Raw genomic sequence first — 20,179 nt, forward strand, 5'->3', positions numbered from 1 at the left:
AATTTTTAAATGAAATAGTTTCTGGCAATCATCATAGTACAGGATACGTATTCTATTTTAAGTAGATATTTTAGTATAAAATATATTTCATGCACTCCAAAAACCAGACATTTTTTTTCTTTTTTAGCATCCTACTTTCTCTAGGATTAAGCGCTCAAAACGCAACGACTAAACAGTTTTTCTTCGGAAAAAAAACCAACACCACAGGCACAAGTATTAACAATGTAAACAAATACACTGATGCTATTGGCTACGGATTTGATTACGACACCGCTGAAAAAATAGCTTTCAAAAAAAATTACTTAAAAGCTGAAGGATCGGTTTATTTTTCGGTAAAACTTCCTGAAGGCAATTATAAAATTGAAGTTGTTTTAGGCGGAAAACCATGTTCTACAACAACTATAAAAGCAGAATCGAGGCGTTTAATGCTTCAAGAATTAGCCCTAGATAAAAAGGAAACCAGCACACAAACCTTTACCGTAAACGTTAGAACTCCTAAAATTAACGAGGATAGAAGCATAAAAGTTAAAAGCAGAGACAAACATCAACTTAACTGGGACAATAAATTAACTCTAGAATTTTTAGGAACACCGGTAATTCAAAGTATAAAAATTGAACCTGCCGATGTTACCACAGTATTTTTAGCTGGCGATAGCACGGTAACCGACCAAGATGTTGAGCCTTGGGCTTCATGGGGGCAATTTATTACCAACTACTTTAACGATAATATTGCCATTGCAAATTACGCCGAATCTGGTTCTTCTTTACCTGCGTTTAAAGGCGCGCTTCGTTTAGAAAAGATATTATCGGTTATGAAACCAAACGATTATTTAATTGTTGAATTTGGCCACAACGACGAAAAAATTAAAGGTGAAGGCAATGGCGCTTGGGGGCTTTATAGCAATCTTCTAAAAGAATACATCACAGCATTTAGAGATCAAGGTGGTAAAGTCATTTTATCAACACCAACCGAAAGACGTCACTTTGATAGCGACGGTAACCTAAAACGTACACACGGCGATTTTCCTGCTGCTATGAAAAAAGTGGCAGAAGAATTGAATGTTCCTCTTATCGATTTAACCGAAAAAACACGCTTAATGTACCAAAGTTGGGGTGTAAACGACTCCAAATATGCTTTTGTACATTATCCTGAAAACACGTTTCCTAATCAAACAAAAAAATTAGAAGACAATACGCATTTTAATGGTTTTGGCGCTAACGAAATCGCAAAAGCTGTAGCCACAGGTATACAAGGATTAAACTTAGATTTATCAAAATATTTAAAAACAAGCTTACTAAACTATAACCCGAAACATCCAAACAAATTCAAGGATTGGACGCTCCCTATGAGCACCCGATTCGAAATCACAAAACCAGACGGTAATTAATTATTTTTATGAGACAAAATACCACTAAAAATCTACTAAAATTATCATTTTTTTTACTTTTTTATGCTGTAGTATCCGCTCAGGAAACCAAAAAAGTATATCTATCGGGAATAGATTTTAAAAATCCTGTACCATGGGAATTTATGTGTACAGACGGCAACAACAGTAACACATGGAGTACCATTAACGTGCCATCAAACTGGGAACTTGAAGGCTTTGGCGAATACACCTACGGGCGTTGGTACAAAGAGTTAAACCAGAAAGAACCGAGTAAAGAAGAAGGTTTCTACAAATATACGTTTAACGTACCAGAAAGCTACAAAGGACAAAACGTAACCATTGTTTTTGGTGCTGCCATGACCGACACTGAAGTGAAAATTAACGGTAAATTGGCTGGCGAGATTCACCAAGGTGGATTTTATGAATTCCGATATGATATTTCATCATTATTAAAATATGGAGAAGATAACCTGCTTGAAGTTCATGTTTCGAAACACTCAAGCAATAACAGCGTTAATGCGGCCGAACGTAAAACCGACTGGTGGCTTTTTGGAGGGATTTATCGTCCGGTTTGGTTAGAGGTTTCTCCTAAAACATTCATTGAGCATGTAGCTGTTGATGCCAAAATGGATGGTACTTTAACTGCCGATTTAAACATTGAAAACCCGCAAAAAAACACGGTAATTGAAGCTAACATTTCACCAATTGGAAGCGACGAAACTTTTAAAACCGTCATTATTTCGCTTAACAAAAAATCCAACAAACAGCGTATTACCGCAAACTGGAAAGATGTTAAAACTTGGGATCCTGAATCGCCAAACCTTTACAATTTAACCCTTACCTTAAAAAACAAAAAAGGAACGATTCTCCATAGCAAAACCACAACAATTGGTTTTAGAACGTTGGAATTCCTTAAAAAAGATGGTATTTACCTTAATGGTAAAAAAATAGTAATGAAAGGGATTAACCGTCATTCTATTTGGCCAGAATCTGGTAGAAGCACCAGTAAAGACATCAGTATTTTAGATGTGAATTTAATAAAAGACATGAACATGAACGCGGTTCGTTTTCATTATCCAGTCGATACGCATTTCTTAAATGTATGTGATTCCTTGGGGCTTTTTGTACTTAACGAAGTTGCAGGTTGGCAAAATGGCTACGACACCAAAGTTGGAGAAAAAATTATAAAAGAAACCATTCAACGTGATGTTAACCATCCATCTGTAATTATCTGGGATCATGGTAACGAAGGTGGTTGGAACTACGAAAACGATTATTTATTCGAGAAATACGATCCGCAAAATAGAATTGTTATTCACCCGTGGTCCGATTTTAATGGTTGGGACACGCACCACTACCCGACTTATTTAACGGGTATGCATCGTTTTAATAATGGTGAAAATGTATTTTTCCCAACGGAATTTATGCACGGTACTTACGATAACGGTATTGGCGCTGGTTTAGAAGATTTCTGGACGCGCTACAAACAGAGTCCGTTATTTGCTGGCGGATTTATTTGGGCACTTTTAGATGAAGCCGTTTTACGCACCGATTGGACTGGTGAAGAAAAATACGACTCTAAAGGAAACCTCGCTGCCGATGGCGTTTTAGGGCCTCATCGCGAAAAAGAAGGAAGCTTTTTTACAGTTAAGGAAGTATGGTCGCCAATTCAGTTTAAACCTAAAATGATTACTTCAACTTTTGATGGTACATTTTTAATTAGCAACGAATATATTTTTACCGATTTAAACACCTGTAAACTTGAATATCGTGTTTTAAAAACTGATGCCGATGCTATCTATACTAATAATTCAACATCGGTAATTGCATCAAAAAATATTGATATCAAAAGCATTAAACCTGGAGAAACACAAACCATTAGTTTTGATGTTCCAGATAACTTTTTTGATGGCGATTGGTTAGAAATCACAGCTACCGATAAACACGGTAGAGAAATTTACACATGGTCGTGGCCTATACACCGTGCGCCTTATTTTGCCGATAAATTTATTGCAAAAGACACCAATAAACAAAAAGCAACCGCTACCAAAACGGAATCTACTGTAGTCTTAGAAAGTAGTTCTGTTTCGGTAAAATTAAACACCAAAACAGGAGAAATAATTAGCATCTCCAACAGCGAAGGCAATGTACCGTTTAACAATGGTCCAAAACCTATTGGTATGAAAGCTGAAGTTGAAAAAGTAAGTCTTACAAACACCAACGATGCTGCCATTTGTAAAATTGATTATAACGGTGGAATTGATTCGGCGACTTGGACACTCTTTAACGATGGACGTTTAAAATTACATCTTATTTTACTGAAAAATGCAGGACGAAATAGCGGGTTTGATGGTGCATTTTTTGAAGGTGCTATTGATAAATTTGGTGTAACCTTCGATTTTCCTGAAGCAGGCGTAGAAAGCTTCAAATGGATTGGTAACGGGCCATATCACGTTTGGAAAAACCGAATTAAAGGAACCGAATTAGGACTTTGGGAGAAAGACTACAACCAAACTATTACAGGTGAAAGTTTTGAAAACTTAGTATATCCAGAATTTAAAGGCTATCACGCGAACTTTTTGGCAGGTAATTTAAAAACATCAAAAACCGATGTAAAATTCTTTAGTGAATCTGATAAATTATTCTTTAGATTATTCACACCAGATTTACCTAAAAAAGCAGTTTCTAAAACGTTTCCTCAGCCAGAATTTCCAGAAGGCAACATTTCATTTTTATATGAAATTCCGGGTATGCGCGCCTTTAAACCTTTAGAGCACCAAGGTCCGGAAAGTCAACCAACCAACATCAGAATTAAAAGTGGCGACGACGGTATACCAATGACGCTTTGGTTCGACTTCAGAAATAACTAATCATCATCATCAAAAAAACTTAAAATGAAATCTTTATATATTCTTTTCACGGCATGTTTACTAACATTATGCTCGTGCAATTCTCAAAAACAACAAATAAAACCAACTATTTATACGGTTGGCGATTCTACCGTTAAAAATGGTCGTGGCGATGGCGGCGGCGGTCTTTGGGGCTGGGGCGATTTTCTTGGTCAGTTTTTAGATAGCATCAAAGTCAACATTGAAAATCATGCCCTTGGCGGCACCAGTAGTCGTACTTATCAAAACTTAGGTTTGTGGGATACTGTAAATAATAAATTGAATAAAGGTGATTATGTTTTAATTCAATTTGGACATAACGATAATGGCCCAATAAACGATAATCACAGAGCTCGCGGAACTATTAAAGGTATTGGAGACGAAACCGAGGAAATCGACAACATCCTAACCAAAAAACACGAAATTGTACACAGTTACGGTTGGTACATCGAAAAAATTGTAAAAAATACGTTAGAAAAAGGTGGTATTCCAATCATTATGTCTCCTATTCCGCGTAACGATTGGGAAGATGGCAATGTACCAAGAAACAACCAGTCTTACGGATTGTGGGCAAAACAAATTGCCGATAGAAACAACATCACTTTTATCGATTTGAACGATAAAATGGCTTCAGAGCTTGAAAAACACGGCGAAGAAAATGTTACTGGCACATATTTTTATAAGCGCGACCATACGCATACTTCGGCTAAAGGAGCGGCTCTAGCAGCTTCAATAATTGTTGATGAACTTAAAAACACCTCTAATTCCATAAAAAATTATTTTGTTGAAAATCCAGAAATCAGCTTACCTAAAAAGAAAAACATCTTTTTAATAGGCGATTCTACTATGGCGAGCAGCAGCAACCCGAATACTATTGGTTGGGGCGTGCCGTTTCCGCAGTTTTGCGATACCATGCAAGTCAATGTTATCAATAAGGCTCGTGGCGGACGTAGCACCAGAACTTTCATGTACGAAGGTCTTTGGGATAGCGCTAAGGCGGAATTTGAAGCTGGTGATTACGTTATTATTCAGTTCGGACATAATGATGCCGGAAATATTGATAAGAAAAAATACCGCGGTTCTTTGAAAGGTATTGGCGACGAAGTACAAGACGTGGTTCGTGATAGCATTACTGAAACAGTGCACACCTACGGTTGGTATTTAACCAAAATGATAAACGATACCAAAACCGCTGGTGCAACACCTATAATTTTAAGCTTAACGCCGCGTAATGAATGGCCAAATGGAAAAGCCGAAAGACGTACCGATAGCTACGTAAAATGGGCTAAAGAAGTTGCCGAAGCCGAAGATGTAATCTTTTTTGACATCAACGATATTGTTGCGACCAAATATGAAGAAATTGGTAAAGAAAACGTAAAACCGTTTTTTCCGCAAGATCACACACATACTAACATAGACGGTGCAACCTTTACCGCAAAAGCTGTAGCTGAAGTTTTAAAAAGTGATAAAAAACTAGGGATGCGTGGGTTTATTTATTTGGAGGAATAAATCATTCTCCTCATTCAAATTAAAACTATTTTCTGTAAACCTAAAAAAATGAGAGTTATGATATTAAATCCATAACTCTCATTTGTTTATAAACTGAATCAATAAATTTATTCCACAGATTGTATCGTCACTTTTCCTGATTTTAAACCACTTCCTTTCACGCTTAATTCAATATCGCCTGCGGTTTTAGATGATTGCACGAGAACCACTAATTGCCCGCTAAAAAGTTTATTGTATAGTTTACAACACTCTTTTTAATAAAAAGTAAGCTACTTCTATTTTTTAAAAAATAGTCTATCAGGATTGGACAGGATAGACTATTTATAAGAATTATCTATATTTAAAATATTGATTTTTCTTAAATCACCACTAATTTAAATAGAAACTAAAATACTAGCTACTAAAAAAAAGAAATATTAGGTTTTAATACCACAAAACAATTATTCTAAACTTATGAAACAATACTTTCAATTATTTGAAAACAAATTACAAGTGCATTTTAAAAGTATTTTTATTATGGCATTATCAATCTCCACGATAGTCCAAGGACAAACACTAGCATTTCCAGAAGCAACAGGTTTTGGAAAGTACACAACAGGAGCTAGAGGCCATATCAATCCAGAAATCTATTTGGTAACAAATTTAAACGATAGTGGCCCAGGATCGTTTCGAGATGCCATTAGTCAAGAAGGGCGTTTTATATTGTTTAAAGTTGGTGGCATTATAAATGTAGAATCAGACATGGTGATTCCCAAAAACACAACAATCGCTGGGCAAACTGCTCCAGGAGAAGGCATTGTATTATACGGGCAACGCGTCATGTTTTCTGGAGCAAGTAATACCATTGCCCGTTATTTAAGAATTCGTTTTGGTGGCGCAGCAAAAAACAAAGATGCTTCGGGAGCTTCAAACGGTGCAAATATGATTTTTGATCACATGACCTTCACTTGGGGAACAGATGAAGTATTCTCAATAAATTGGGATAATAAAGGAACTAGCCCCGATAATATTACTATTCAAAACTCAATTATTGGTCACGGTTTACATAGACACAATCACTCGGCTGGTGGTCTTATGCAGCCTGCCGATGGTAAAATTAGCTTAATTGGCAATCTGTACATTAGCAATAAAACTCGTAACCCAAAGGTAAAAGGCATCAATGAGTTTGTGAATAATGTGGTTTACAACTGGGGGAATTATGGAAATTCCTATGGTCATACAGAATCTGGAGACGCTTACATAATGGGAGGAGATTCTGCTGGAAATTCCAATGTAAATATTATCAATAATTATTTTATTAGTGGGCCACACACCGGAAACAGTGTTATTACACCTTTCAACAGAGGAAACTCTAACTTCCATCTTTATGGTTCGGGTAATTATTTTGACAGTAATAAGAATGGGGTATTAGATGGAAATTTAGTTTCTGAAGATTTAACAGGTTACCCAACAGGAGACGAGAACAGTTTGCAATCAGAGCCATACGATTACCCTGTAAAGAATGCGCCCTTAACGGCTCAGCAAGCTTTTGAGAAAGTAGTATTGAATGTTGGTGCTTCTTACCCAAAAAGAGACCAAGTAGACAGTTTGATGATTGCCGATTTATCCTCTAAAGGAACTGAAGCATTTTACGTTTACCGCGAAACAGATTTACCTTTTGAAAATGGAGGTATTGGTCATGTTTACGGTGCTCCAGCCCCACAGGACTCTGATAACGATGGCATGCCAGACGATTGGGAAGACTTTAATAACTTAGATAAAAACGACCCTACCGATGCCTTAGCTGTAAGCACATCTAACTCACCATACTTAAACATTGAGGTGTATATTAATAGTATGATTAACGAAACACCTCCATACTTTATTATTCCACCTTCAAATGTAAATTTTACCAACGCAATATCGATTGAAACACCACCAAGTAGCTCTTTAACTGTAAACTGGAATGACAATTCAAATAACGAAAATAATTACGTTATTGAACGTTCAGAAGATGGAAATTTATTTAGCATAGTTGCCCAAGTTGATGCTAATAAAACATCTTACAACGATTCCAATTTGGCACCTAACACGCAATATCACTACCGCATTAAAGCTATTAAAACTAATGAATCATCAGTTTATAGTGCTGTAGCTTCTATAATTACTCCTGCAATTCCTTCAGCTCCCGACAAACCCATTTCACCCTCTCCTACTAATGGTTTCAACTTTGTAGAATTGTTAGAAGGTAATTTAACTTTAAAATGGAATGGAAGCGAAAATACAGAACGCTTTGATATTTATTTTGGCGAACAACCATCAAGCCTTTTAAAGGTCTCAGAGGTAGCGTATTCTACCTTCCCATCGTTTCAAATTTTCGGATTAAATGCTGAAACTAATTATTATTGGAGAATTGATGCTGTAAACGCTAAAGGGGTTGTAACTGGCGATGTTTGGGCTTTTAGAACCATTGCAGATATTCCTGCTGAAATGGTAGGTTACTGGTCTTTTAATGAATTTCCGCTTGACGGAGGAGAAATACTAGACGAATCTTCTTATGAAAATCATGGGGTCTTGGATGTGAATTATGACAATTCGAGTGTTAGGGTTTCTGGCAAAGAAAATAACGGATTAGATTTTTTAACGGCTCCTAACGAAACATTTATAGTAAATATTCCTAACCAAGACCAAATCTATTTAAACAACAGTTCTTTTACTATATCTTTTTGGATGAAAGCCTCATCCAGCTTAATGCCCACAGGCTCGAACAGCGCTTACTTATTATGTAAGGGGTCTTTTTCTTTAAACGGCTCTACTGGATCAACAGGTAAGCGTTATAATATTGAGTTTAAAAATAGTGAGTTTCGTTTCGCTATTGATGACAATAACACCAAAAAAGAACTTTCAACTAGTGCTGTTCCGTTTTTTTCAGGAGATTGGAACCATGTTGTTGTGATGAGAGACATTGAAGCACATAAACTAAGAATATATAGTAATGGTAACTACATAACCGATTTGGACGAGACTGGAGTTGGAGGCATTGGTGAAGTAAGCGACTTAATTCTTGGAAATATAGGTGAACTGGAATTGCTTAATGGTAGCGCTCCTGCCCCTTACCATGGTAAGCTGGACGAGCTCAAAATATTCAATTATGCTTTAAGCGAACAACAGGTTTCAAGTTTGTACCAAAATAACATTTTAAGCAATACTAAATTTAGTTATAATGATAATATTAAAGTGTTTCCTAACCCTGTAAATAATACAATTAATATTAAAATAGATGCTTATAATGGAGCAAAACTATCTGTAGTTCTCAAAGATATCAATGGTAAAATCATTCTTAAAAAAAATCTTGAATTGATTGATGAAGGACATTTTATATTGAATACTACCAACAAAAAACTTTTAGGTATGTATATTTTAAATATTATTGGTAATAATTTAAATGAAAACATAAAAATTGTTATTAAATAGTTTTTATTCTTAGAGTTTTAATAAACGAATTCTGTCTTTTCTGAATCCGTTTATTTTATGTGTATGTTTATAATATGTCAAGAATCACTAAACTGTACGTAAACAATAAACCAAAACATATAACACTAATTATTTTTTAATATTTAATTAGTTACTTTAACAATAACTTTACTTAACATGAAACACTTTTGGCTATACTCTTTTTTTCTTTTATTTCACATAAGTGTATCCCAAAATATTCAAATTGAAAAACTCGATATTAAAAATGGTTTACCAGATAATTCGGTAAGAGATATCATTCAAGATAAACATGGTTATTTATGGTTTGGCACACTAAATGGATTAAGCAGATATAACGGAAATAGCTTTAAAAATTACAACACTATTCCTGGCGATACTACTAGCCTAACTAACAGCAGAATGATTAAAATTCTTGAAGATAAAAGAGGGTTTATTTGGTGTTGGTCAAGAGATAATAATTTACAGCGTGTAAACCCTGCTACCAACGAAGTTTTCGATTTAAATAGTTATGTTTTACACAATCAAATAGCAATTCAAGATTTCAAAATTATTTCAAATGGAGATATTTGGGTTTGGGGAGATAATGGGTGCGCAAGAATACAATATCAAGGGAATGCTAATAGTTTAAAAGCCAAAATTTTTAACCAAATAAACGGTATTAAAAACATAAAAGTTCATTTTGTTTTTGAAGACCTAAACAAGAATATTTGGATTGGTACAGAAAAAGGGCTCATTAATTTAAACTCATCTGATGATAAGGCAAACATAAAAGTACATTATCCCAACATAAACTTTATAAGTTATAATATATTTAATAATCAAATTTGGTTAGGAACAAAACGTCAAGGTGTTTTTAATTTTTCGAAAGAAAAAAACAGTTTTTCCCCCTCAAAGTTTCTTAATACCAAACTCGGTTTTAACTCTGTATTATCTATAAATCAGTACGATTCAGAAACTTTACTTTTAGGACTTGAAAATGTTTTGGTAAAATTTAATCTGGTAAGTCATAAAGTCACAAAAGTACACCATAAGTTATTTAATGGTATTTCTAGGTTTTACAACGATTCTTTTAAAAACACTTGGCTAATTGCTCAAAAACGGGGCGTTTTTAAATACGACATTAATAATAACAAAGTAACTTATTACGATTTAAACGCACCAGAACGTGAATTTTTAGGTGGATCGGATAAAGTAGTAATTCTTGAAGACAGTAATAAGAACCTATGGCTTGGAGTGCATAGTGGCGGACTTTTTTTATACAATCGGGAACAGAATGAATTTAAAAATTATTCATATAATGAAGAAAAGCAAGGAGGCTTGTCATCTGATATAATATTAAGTTTATACGAAGACGCCTCCAAAAACCTTTGGGTAGGCACTATGTATGGAGGTGTCAACAAAATCAATTTATCAAAAGATTATTTTACATGGTATAATCCGGTAGAAAAACCTAAAAATATATTTTCAAACGAAATACGAGCTGCCGTTCAAGACCGTAATTCTACTGTTTGGCTCGGCAGTAAAGGCGGAAATATTTTTGGTTATAAAAACGATTCATTAAACTATACTTTTCCTGATGATCTTTCCAAAAATAGTAAACACCTATTTAAGAATGTTAATGTTTACTGTTTATACATAGACCACCAAGACAACCTATGGATCGGCACCAAAGGAAAAGGCTTGTTCATTGTTAAAAATATAACAAACGAAACCAAAGACAAGTTTGAAATTATTCATTTTAACAATAATAAATCTAAAGCATTAAACGATGTTTATTCTATTGTACAAGATAAAACAAACAGCTATTGGATTGGTTCTCACGGTTATGGCTTAGCGCATTTAACTTCGCCTTTTTCTTCACCAAAAATAGAAACGTTTAATACAGAAAATAAACACCTCATTAGTAATTACATCCGATATTTGTTTTTAGATATAGATAATAACCTTTGGATAGCAACATCCGATGGTATAAATTTTTTAAATTCTGAACACTTAACTTTAAAAGAAAAAAAATTTTTAGCTATAAAAAATATAAAAGACGAAATAACTTCACTAAGTTTTAATTCTGTAGACCATATATACCAATCGGTTGACAAAACCGTATATATAGCAACAATGGGTGGAGGCGTAGATATAATAACTCATAATAATATAGCTAAACGAAATTTCCAGTTTAAGCATTTAAGTACGTCCAATGGTTTATCTTCAAACAAAATATTTGCTATTCAGGAAGATATTTATCAAAATATTTGGTTTAGCACCAGTTTGGGATTAAATAAATATTACCCTAGAAACGGTAAATTTGAACACTTCTTTATCGAAAAAAATCATGGCCTTAATTACTTTTCAGAAGGTTGTGTTTCAAAATTAAGTAATGGAGATTTTTTATTTGGCCACCATCGGGGGTTTCTATCTTTTAATCCTAAAGATATAACCAAAGACACCACGCATTTCCCTTTGGTCTTTTCAAAACTTTTTATCAATGGTAATGAGCAAAGACCCAGACAATCTGATATTTTAAGCAAAAATATTGAATATGAAAATGAGCTCAACTTATCTCATAACCAAAACACGATCCAACTTGATTTTTCAGTGTTAGACTACAAGAGACCAGAAAAGATTCAATACACTTATAAATTAGACAATTTTGATGCTGACTGGAGTGTACCGCTAACTCAAAATACAGCAATTTACCAAAATTTACCACACGGCAGTTATACTTTTTTATTAAAAGCAACTAATAGTGATGGAGTTGAATTAGCAGGTATGCAAAAAATTAAAATTAATATAAAGCCACCTTTTTTAAAATCTAATCTTGGTTATTTAATAACCTTTTTGATTTTCGGTTTCATATTTTTCTGCTTTTTGTATTTGTACAAAAAGCAAATTTCTGCAAAACAAGAAGTTATTTTTACTGATAAGCTTAATGAGAAAAAGATAGTTTATTACACTAACATATCACATGAATTTAAAACTCCTCTTTCACTCATTTCATGTCACTTAGAAGATATTATAGACGAAGATAGTTTATCTGAAACTTCTAAAACAAGTATAAAAAAAATTCAGAAAAGTACAAGCTATCTTCTTAATTTAGTGGAACAAATTCTTGATTTCAGAAAAATCAGAGAAGAAAAAAAGAAATTACAACTCGTTAACACAAACATTTTCAATACAATAAAAGATATTCACAATCAATTTTCTCCCTTGGCCACAAAGGAAAACATAGAACTTATTTTTAATTATGATAGTAAAAATCTCCTTGGCTATATTGATGTTAATATTGTAAAAAAAATTGTTTATAACCTTTTGTCAAATGCTATTAAATTTACACCTGCTAATAAATTAATTAAAATTTCCGTAAAACGGATAAAGAATAATGAATTTGTAAAGATTAAAATAAAGGATCAAGGAAAGGGCATATCAAAAGAAGACCAAGAGCACCTATTTGAACGTTTTGGAAAAAGCGAAAATAGTTCTGGCATCGGACTTTTTTATGTTAAAGAACTGGTTAACTGTCACAAAGGTGCTATTAGTGTAAAAAGCGAATTAAAAAAAGGCACCTGCTTTATTATTACCTTACCCATTAATAAAAAATATTATCCAGAAGTAACTTTTGAAAAAGAAAATGTGATAGTTAATGACAGTAATTTTTATGAACAAAAAATTGAATTTAACAATAATGAAATAGATGAAAATGATGTAAAAAAATCAAAATCCATTTTAATTATTGATGATAATAATGATATTCGCGACTATCTAAAAAGTAAATTCTCAAAACACTTTAGTGTATTAACAGCTGAAAATGGTAAAGTTGGGTTAGATGTTGCTATTAAAAAGCTACCAGATATTATAATTTGCGATTTAATGATGCCTGTGCTAGACGGTTTAAATACAGTTAAATTATTACGTGAAAATTTTAACACTTGTCATATCCCCATAATCTTACTAACCGCTAATGCCTCTGAGTATAAAAAAATTGAAGGCATAAAAATTGGAGCTGATGATTATATTACCAAACCTTTTAATTTTAAATATTTGAAATTAAAAGTAGATTCGGTAATAGAGCAACGCGATAAAATGATAAAAAGTTTTAGTAAAAATCCAACGCTATCCTCATCCATTTTAACCCAATCAAATGAAGACAAAACCTTTGTAGATAAAGTAAAAAACATTGTAGAAAATAGTATTGGAGAACCTAATTTTGGTATTAATTTTATTTTAGAAAAACTAGGATTAAGTCGAACTGTTTTTTATAAAAAAATGAAGGAAATAACAGGTGAAACCCCTCATGAGTTTATTAGTACGATACAAATGAAAAAAGCTGCTTTATTACTAAAGAGTACTAATTATACCATCTCCGAGATTAGTCAAATCTGTGGGTTTAATGATGCCAATTATTTTTCTAAAATTTTTAAAAAATACTTTGGTCAAACACCTAAATCCTTTCAGTTAAAACACAAAAGCAATAAAAAAACAATGGCTTCATAAAAGAATAAAACCATTGTTACTAACAACTAATTAATAGAAAACTAACTAAATTATAATAATCGATATAACTTCTTTGTTTGATATTTCTGGTGAAACGCTTAAAATGCCGTCTTTAAAACTAACCTGCTCGGTTTCGTTTATGTGGTACTTTTTATTGTTTATCTTAACATGATCCGGTTGTTCTTTTAGGTGAAATTTCGCCGTATATGTTTTTTCTTCACTTTTAAAATCACCTTTAGGCATTTCAATGTCTAACTTGATATTTTCTTCAGCTACTTGAAGAGTTATAGCCGTAATATTAAAATCTCCTTTTTGGTATTTCAAACTTTTGCCATCATCATTGTATAAACTGAAAGTACTCGAGGCAGTAGGGTAAACATCAAGGGTTAAGTGATCAATAGGCTTCTCGCCAACATAGTTTACTGGAACTTGGGTAGGAATTATGGCGCCTTCTTTTACAAAAATGGGCATTTGGTCAATGGGGGAAAGTACATTATAATGCTTTTTACCCTCGTAAATTTTTCCTGTCCAATAATCTGTCCATTGCCCTTCTGGAAGGTAAACTACTCGGGTTTTCGCCCCTTTTTGGGTCACTGGACAAATCATTAAACTTTCTCCCAACATATATTGGTCGGTGATGCTATAAACATTCACATCGTTTTGATACGGAATTACCAAAGCACGCATTAGAGGAATGCCGGTTGTGTACATTTGGTACGAGTGACTATATAAATAGGGAATTAAACTATAACGTAACCTGTCATATTGCTTGAAAATTTGCAAAGCTTCATCGCCGTAGCTCCAAGGTTCTTTATAATTAGGGTGCTCCATCCCGAATAAATGGGCTATGGGGCTTAGCAATCCAAATTGGCACCAACGGATATAAAGTTCGGGGTCTGCGATATGTTCAAAGCCTCCCATACAGTGAGCCCAATTACCAACACCGGAAAGCCCAATATTAAGCCCCGCTTTTATAACGGGTTCAAAATACTGCCATTCGCTAGGCCAATCGCCTGCAAAAATAAAAGGATAGCGCTGTATGCCCGCATAACCTTCCCTGGTGTGGTTCATACCGCGAATGCCATTATATTCTTGAAATTTCTCGTATGGTGCTTTGGCATAGGCAATGGGAAATAGATTGTGCAAAGCTTTAACGCCTTCGCCTTGAGGGCCTACTTTATTGCTTTCGTTTGCTTTTCTTCCAAAGGCACTGCCTTCGTCGGTTTTTAAAAACATCGCACCTTGGTCGGCAATGGTTTTCACGCCGTTTTTCCACCACCAATCAACAGCCTTTTCATCAAAGAAATTAACGAATTCGCCTAAACTGTTTTCTTCTGGATATACATGTCCTTTCTCACGGGCTTGATCTAGAAGATTTAAGGTTTTCCCATTGTCAAACCTGGGGCGTAAATGCAGGCCAACCATGTTTAAATTTAAGTCGTATAAATCTGAAAACATCTGGTCTGGGTTGTCAAAAGTGTTGCGCCACTCAAAGGTTGTAGCGCCTTTGCCACCGCTTTTCCCAAAAATGCGCCATGTAGAATCTAAATGCAGTATATCTAACGGAATTTCTAATGCTCTGAACTTTTTAGCGAGGTTAACAACATAGTCGGTAGAGGTGTGTTTTTCATGTCCCCAGGTTCCGCCGCTGTAAGTACCCACATGCAAGCCTAAAGCAAATTTGGGTAACAGGGGAGACTTCCCAGTTAAGGAAGTGTAGCCATCTAAAATATTTGAAAAAGTGGGACCGTAAATAAAGTAATAATCCAATTCACCGCCATCAGCATAAAAACTGTATCGGTTGTTGGAATCGGCACCCATATTCCAAGTTGTAGGGTATGCTGTGTGGAAAAACAAACCATAGCCTGCGGTGCTCATAAAAAACGGTATGGGGCTGTAATTGGCTTCCAGTACATTATAGGCTCCGGTAATGTGCGGCCTACCAAGTCCTCGTCCAACGTTAAGTTCAACTTTTTTGCCACGACGGTCTAAAAAGTCCATGCGCTCTCCAAACCCAAAAAAATGCTCGTTTGCTTTTAAATGTTTGGTACTTCCAACTTTACTTTCGTTTTTAAAACCGCCATAGTTTTGGCCTTTATTGGTTTCAGATGAAAGCAAGGTGTTGTCTTTATCAAAAAACTGAATACTAAACGGGGTTTTGTTTATCTCTACTTTTAAGTGCTCGGTATGGATTTTAATGGAGGTATCTGTTTCAGTAAGTTTATGAGGGACATTATGCCAATTGTAATTTGAAACCATCCAATTTTCGTTATCCAAAAAAGTATGGTTCCAACTTGTGCGTACCCTTATAATTGATGGTGTACAAAGTTCAACTATAACGGTAGCTTTAGTTGTTTTAAGTTTTATTTCGTTGCTGTTCTTTTGTAGTATTTTTTCAAAATTGCCGGTGTTTGTTTGGGCGTCAATGGAAATAATGGTGAGTAATAAAATATAAATACAGGCTAAAGTTTTGTATTTCATGGTTTTGTGTTAGAATTTGCTTGTGTTTTTGCTGTTTTATCTAAGTAGTATGGTATTGATTGGAGGTCTGGGTGCAACACAAAATCTCTCAACCCTTTGTCTTACATCCCAAACCTCTATCAAATCAATAGCAAACTAGATTAAACGGTTACTCAATGTTTTCCCACGTGGTTATAAACGTATCTATACTCGAGCTGTCTGGTAAAAAAACCGTAGCAAATTCACCACCTGATTTATAACCTTCAATGGTTATGGAGTTTTCTTCAGCCAATAGATTTGTGGTTGCTTCAATGTCGGATGTGTTGATGTATTTTATTTGAGTTTCAACAGCACCATTTGAAATATCGGCATCGCTAAAGCTTAGGCTAAGTGTTCTGGTTATGGAGTCTATATTGGAGGATAGCAAGGTTCTGTTTGAAATGAGCTTTGCATAATTATCTCCGTAAGATGTTCCAAAAACTTCAACAGGAATCGATATATTACCATAGGTATCGTAGGTTTTTATGATGAACGAATAGCTGTCTTCCGGCAAATTATCCAGCATAATTTCCTGTAAGGTGTTGGTTTGCTCTACCGGAACCGAAATAGAATCTGCATAAAAATTCCAAAACACCCGGGCTTCGTTCACAGCAGGGTCTCCAGGGGTTAATACTTCTATTTTTACTCTATTTTTTCCTGAAAAGGAAACCGGTTCAAGTACTTTTCCAGGATAGTTTCTATCTGAAAATTGATTTACAAAATCTTCGTAAATTTCAGTTTGGTCTTGGCAGGATATGGTGCTTACAATAAGCGCAGATACTGCCATATATATAAATATATTTTTCATGTTTAATGCTTCTTAATTTCAATTATTCTTCTACTTTACCCCAGAATGACATCTCGGTGATGATTATAAAAGCACCGCCTCCGGTGGTTTCATTAAACTTGAATCTGTAAAAACGATAACCGTCGGGAATGTTTATAAACTCGTAGTCAATACCTTGTCTGGCATAATCGATGTCCTCTTGTGTATTTTGTTTATGGGGTTGTCCTGAGGGTTTGTAAGGCTCGTCAAAATGATGCAAAAAAGTCCAGCTATCCCAAGAGCCATCAGGATTAGGATCGTTAGATCCATAAATGTCCCAATCGGTAGGAAAATTACCGTCTTGATACTCTCTGTCTCCTCTAAACCAAAGTTTAAGTCGGCTTAACTTATATTTTGTACCAAAATCCAGTGATATCCATTTAGGCATAGGATCTTGGTTTTGATCTGAGGCCCAGAAATTACTATATGAAATAACATCATCCCATAAATGGGTAATTGGGTTTTTAGATCGTAGCGACCTAGAATCGGTTGGCAATCGTAAATCGGCAAAACCATCTTTAGGAATTAGAATTTCAAAAAGTGGCGTTACTGTGGCTTCAATCATTTCGGTTTTATTCCCAAAAGGATCACTAACCGTAACCGCAAAATTTGATTCTACTGCATCAAAACCACGTAATACCCAACGACCATCTATTAGCTTAGTGTATAATTTGTCGTAAGGGATGTACTCAGTTTTGGTACCTAAAGTGTCTACCAATATCTCTAAGATAATGTTTGCTTCAGTTGGGTTGTCGTATAGCACTTCAATGCCTCCAAAAACAGCTTTGATATCAATAGTTTTAGCTACTTCGAAAATAGAAGGCGTTAAAGGATTAAAACTTTTTTCAACAGCATCGGACTGTTTGGTGTTTCTGCCAATACTGTAAAACTTAACATTATGGGAATTGGTGTCGCCATAGCCTTCTAAAATCAATTCATTGTCGTATTTTGATGATTTAGCCTCTCTTGGAACGCCAGCGGGAGCCTCGTAAACGGCTTTGGCGTAGAGGTAGTTTTCATCGTTTGGAATATCGTAATTGACAATAGCGCCTCCCGGTGTGGGTGTAATTTCAATATTGGTAATTATACCCGGCGAGCTTCCGGATTGATCTATTAAATCCTCACGTCCTTCTTCTTGGCAAGCTATAAAGCCTGCAAACAATACAAGTCCTGCTATGTATTTAAATTTATTTTTCATGATTTGTTTTTTTAGTTGATTTACCATCCAAGGTTCTGTACCAAGTTTCTGTTGCGAATAATGTAATTGTCTTTAATGGGTAGAAAATAATCTTTAAGTCCGAACTTTTGGGTGAAAAGTACTCTTGGTTTGCTGTACAATTCTGAAGATTCTTTGGTTTGATCCCATCCCAAAACGTCGTCGTTCAATTGAGTTGGAGCGGTTTTCCAACGGCGTAAATCCCAATAGCGACTGCCTTCAAAAGCTAATTCTATACCGCGTTCTTGACGAATGATGGATCGCAAACCTTCTTTGCTTTGTGGTTTTGATGGGTTTGTTGAAAAATTAGCCCAAGATTCATCCACTCCTAGCAATCCCGCTCGGTCTCTAATGGCGTCGATATATGATTTTACTTCTGGCGATGGCCCACTAGCTTCGTTTAACGTTTCGGCATACAACAAGTATAAATCGGCCAAGCGGATTACTGGAAACGGATAAGCGTTTACCGAATAGGTGATTGGTGGTGTTTGTACATTTTCATAATGTATGTACTTCTTAATATAACTTCCCGTGGAATTATTGTTATTGGGTTGCTTATACTTTGTACGAAGGAAAAATAAATCGTCTTCATCATATTTGCCTTGGCCGTACCAAACGCCACCATCAAAACCTATATTGGCGTAATACCTGTTTTCTCTGTCGAAATGATAGTTGGTAGTTTCATAATTGGTTTCAATGTTTGGATAATCGGCTTCTTCGGCCACTTGGGTGCTGAATCTTCCGTTGTAATCCCAGGTATTATCCTCTTCAATAGGCACACCATTTTCAGTATAGTATAAATCTAAAATTTTAATAGGCACACCTAATTCGTGTCTTGTACCTTGGTTTTCGGTATTGGTATCATCTACGTACGGTGCCGCATAATTTTGCAAACCACTCACCATGCTTTGCGTGTTGCCCCAAATAATTTCGGTGTTCCATTTTTCGGTAATGGCCGTTCTTAAACTTAGCTGGGTAATGGTAGCATCCGAAAGCGGTTTACCAATAACGTTAAGGTATTCATGTAGTTTGGCGCCGTAGCTTTCGCAGGCATCAATTGCAGCTTTACAGGCGTCTGCGGCAGTTTGCCATCTCGTTTCGTCATAAACTTGATTAAACAGTTGTGTACCATCGTTGTTTTGTAATGCAGCAAAATCGGTATTGCCATTAAACAACGGACTAGCATGATAGGTTAGTATTTTTGCTTTAACCGATAGAGCTATGGATTGTGTTACTCTACCTAATGCGCTTACCGGATCGGTGATTTCTTCTGGTAAATCGTTAACGGCATCATCAATCAATTCAACAGCGAAATTAAAGCAATCGTCTACTGGCTGACGCGATACACGTACCTCATCAATACTGGCATCAATGGGTAAGCTTTCGTCGATGATAGGAATAGGGCCGTAGTGCTTTACCAAATTAAAATGATAATAGGCTTTTAAAAACTTCACTTCGGCAATCCATTGTCTTTTTTCCAATTCGTCCATATCTGGAACTACATCAATATTCGCTAAAAAAATATTACAGTCGCGAATAGCTTTGTACATATTATCCCAAATTTCGTTTCCTATGGGATCTATTTTATTTTGTCCGCCTTTTGCTGTATCGAAAATACGATGTTCAAAGTTTTTTGATGCGCCTGGAGCTGAATTAAAAGCCCAAATTTCATCGGCACCTAATAACCCAAAATTACCAGCAGGATCGGCTTGATTAGGCATATACGAATAGCATGTAAACAAATACTTTTCGGCATTAACACGTAAGCTAAAAGCATCGTCTATTGTTGCTAAATTATCTGGTACAACATCGAGGTAACTTTCGCATGAACATAGCGAAAGACATGCGACTACCAGTAAATTCCATATTTTATTTCGTTTCATTGTTTTTC

General features: G+C 35.1%; 9 protein-coding genes. 5 read left to right on the forward strand and 4 right to left on the reverse strand.

The genetic code is table 11. The annotated features are described in order from the left end of the window. The first annotated feature begins 89 nt into the window (after positions 1-89). The 5 genes from PK35_RS03075 to PK35_RS03095 all read left to right on the forward strand — a co-directional run bounded on the left by PK35_RS03075 (position 90) and on the right by PK35_RS03095 (position 13,747). Entirely contained in the window at positions 90-1,388 is a 1,299-nt protein-coding gene (locus tag PK35_RS03075) for a rhamnogalacturonan acetylesterase (protein ID WP_082048502.1), read from the forward strand. Between the two features lie 8 nt (positions 1,389-1,396). Next, entirely contained in the window at positions 1,397-4,258 is a 2,862-nt protein-coding gene (locus PK35_RS03080; protein WP_044625132.1) for a glycoside hydrolase family 2 protein, read from the forward strand. A gap of 24 nt (positions 4,259-4,282) precedes the next feature. After that, on the forward strand, positions 4,283-5,785 hold the full coding sequence (locus tag PK35_RS03085) for a rhamnogalacturonan acetylesterase (protein ID WP_044625133.1): 1,503 nt from the start codon (positions 4,283-4,285) through the stop codon (positions 5,783-5,785). 453 nt (positions 5,786-6,238) lie between these two features. Further along, positions 6,239-9,238 (forward strand): LamG-like jellyroll fold domain-containing protein, encoded by a 3,000-nt coding sequence (locus PK35_RS03090; protein WP_238320868.1) that lies wholly within the window; start codon positions 6,239-6,241, stop codon positions 9,236-9,238. A 177-nt stretch (positions 9,239-9,415) separates the two neighbouring features. Further along, positions 9,416-13,747 (forward strand): hybrid sensor histidine kinase/response regulator transcription factor, encoded by a 4,332-nt coding sequence (locus tag PK35_RS03095; RefSeq protein ID WP_044625134.1) that lies wholly within the window; start codon positions 9,416-9,418, stop codon positions 13,745-13,747. A 45-nt stretch (positions 13,748-13,792) separates the two neighbouring features. Here PK35_RS03095 and PK35_RS03100 read toward each other — a convergent pair whose 3' ends face one another. The 4 genes from PK35_RS03100 to PK35_RS03115 form a co-directional block, all read right to left on the reverse strand. Next, entirely contained in the window at positions 13,793-16,228 is a 2,436-nt protein-coding gene (locus PK35_RS03100) for a glycoside hydrolase family 31 protein (RefSeq protein WP_044625135.1), read from the reverse strand. A gap of 148 nt (positions 16,229-16,376) precedes the next feature. Continuing rightward, positions 16,377-17,054 (reverse strand): DUF4998 domain-containing protein, encoded by a 678-nt coding sequence (locus PK35_RS03105; RefSeq protein WP_082048503.1) that lies wholly within the window; start codon positions 17,052-17,054, stop codon positions 16,377-16,379. A gap of 22 nt (positions 17,055-17,076) precedes the next feature. Continuing rightward, positions 17,077-18,270 (reverse strand): DUF5000 domain-containing lipoprotein, encoded by a 1,194-nt coding sequence (locus PK35_RS03110; RefSeq protein ID WP_044625260.1) that lies wholly within the window; start codon positions 18,268-18,270, stop codon positions 17,077-17,079. Positions 18,271-18,290: 20 nt separating this feature from the next. Next, positions 18,291-20,171 (reverse strand): RagB/SusD family nutrient uptake outer membrane protein, encoded by a 1,881-nt coding sequence (locus tag PK35_RS03115; protein ID WP_044625261.1) that lies wholly within the window; start codon positions 20,169-20,171, stop codon positions 18,291-18,293. Positions 20,172-20,179 lie beyond the last annotated feature (8 nt).

This window comes from Neotamlana nanhaiensis, from assembly GCF_000943555.1.
GTDB lineage: Bacteria > Bacteroidota > Bacteroidia > Flavobacteriales > Flavobacteriaceae > Neotamlana > Neotamlana nanhaiensis.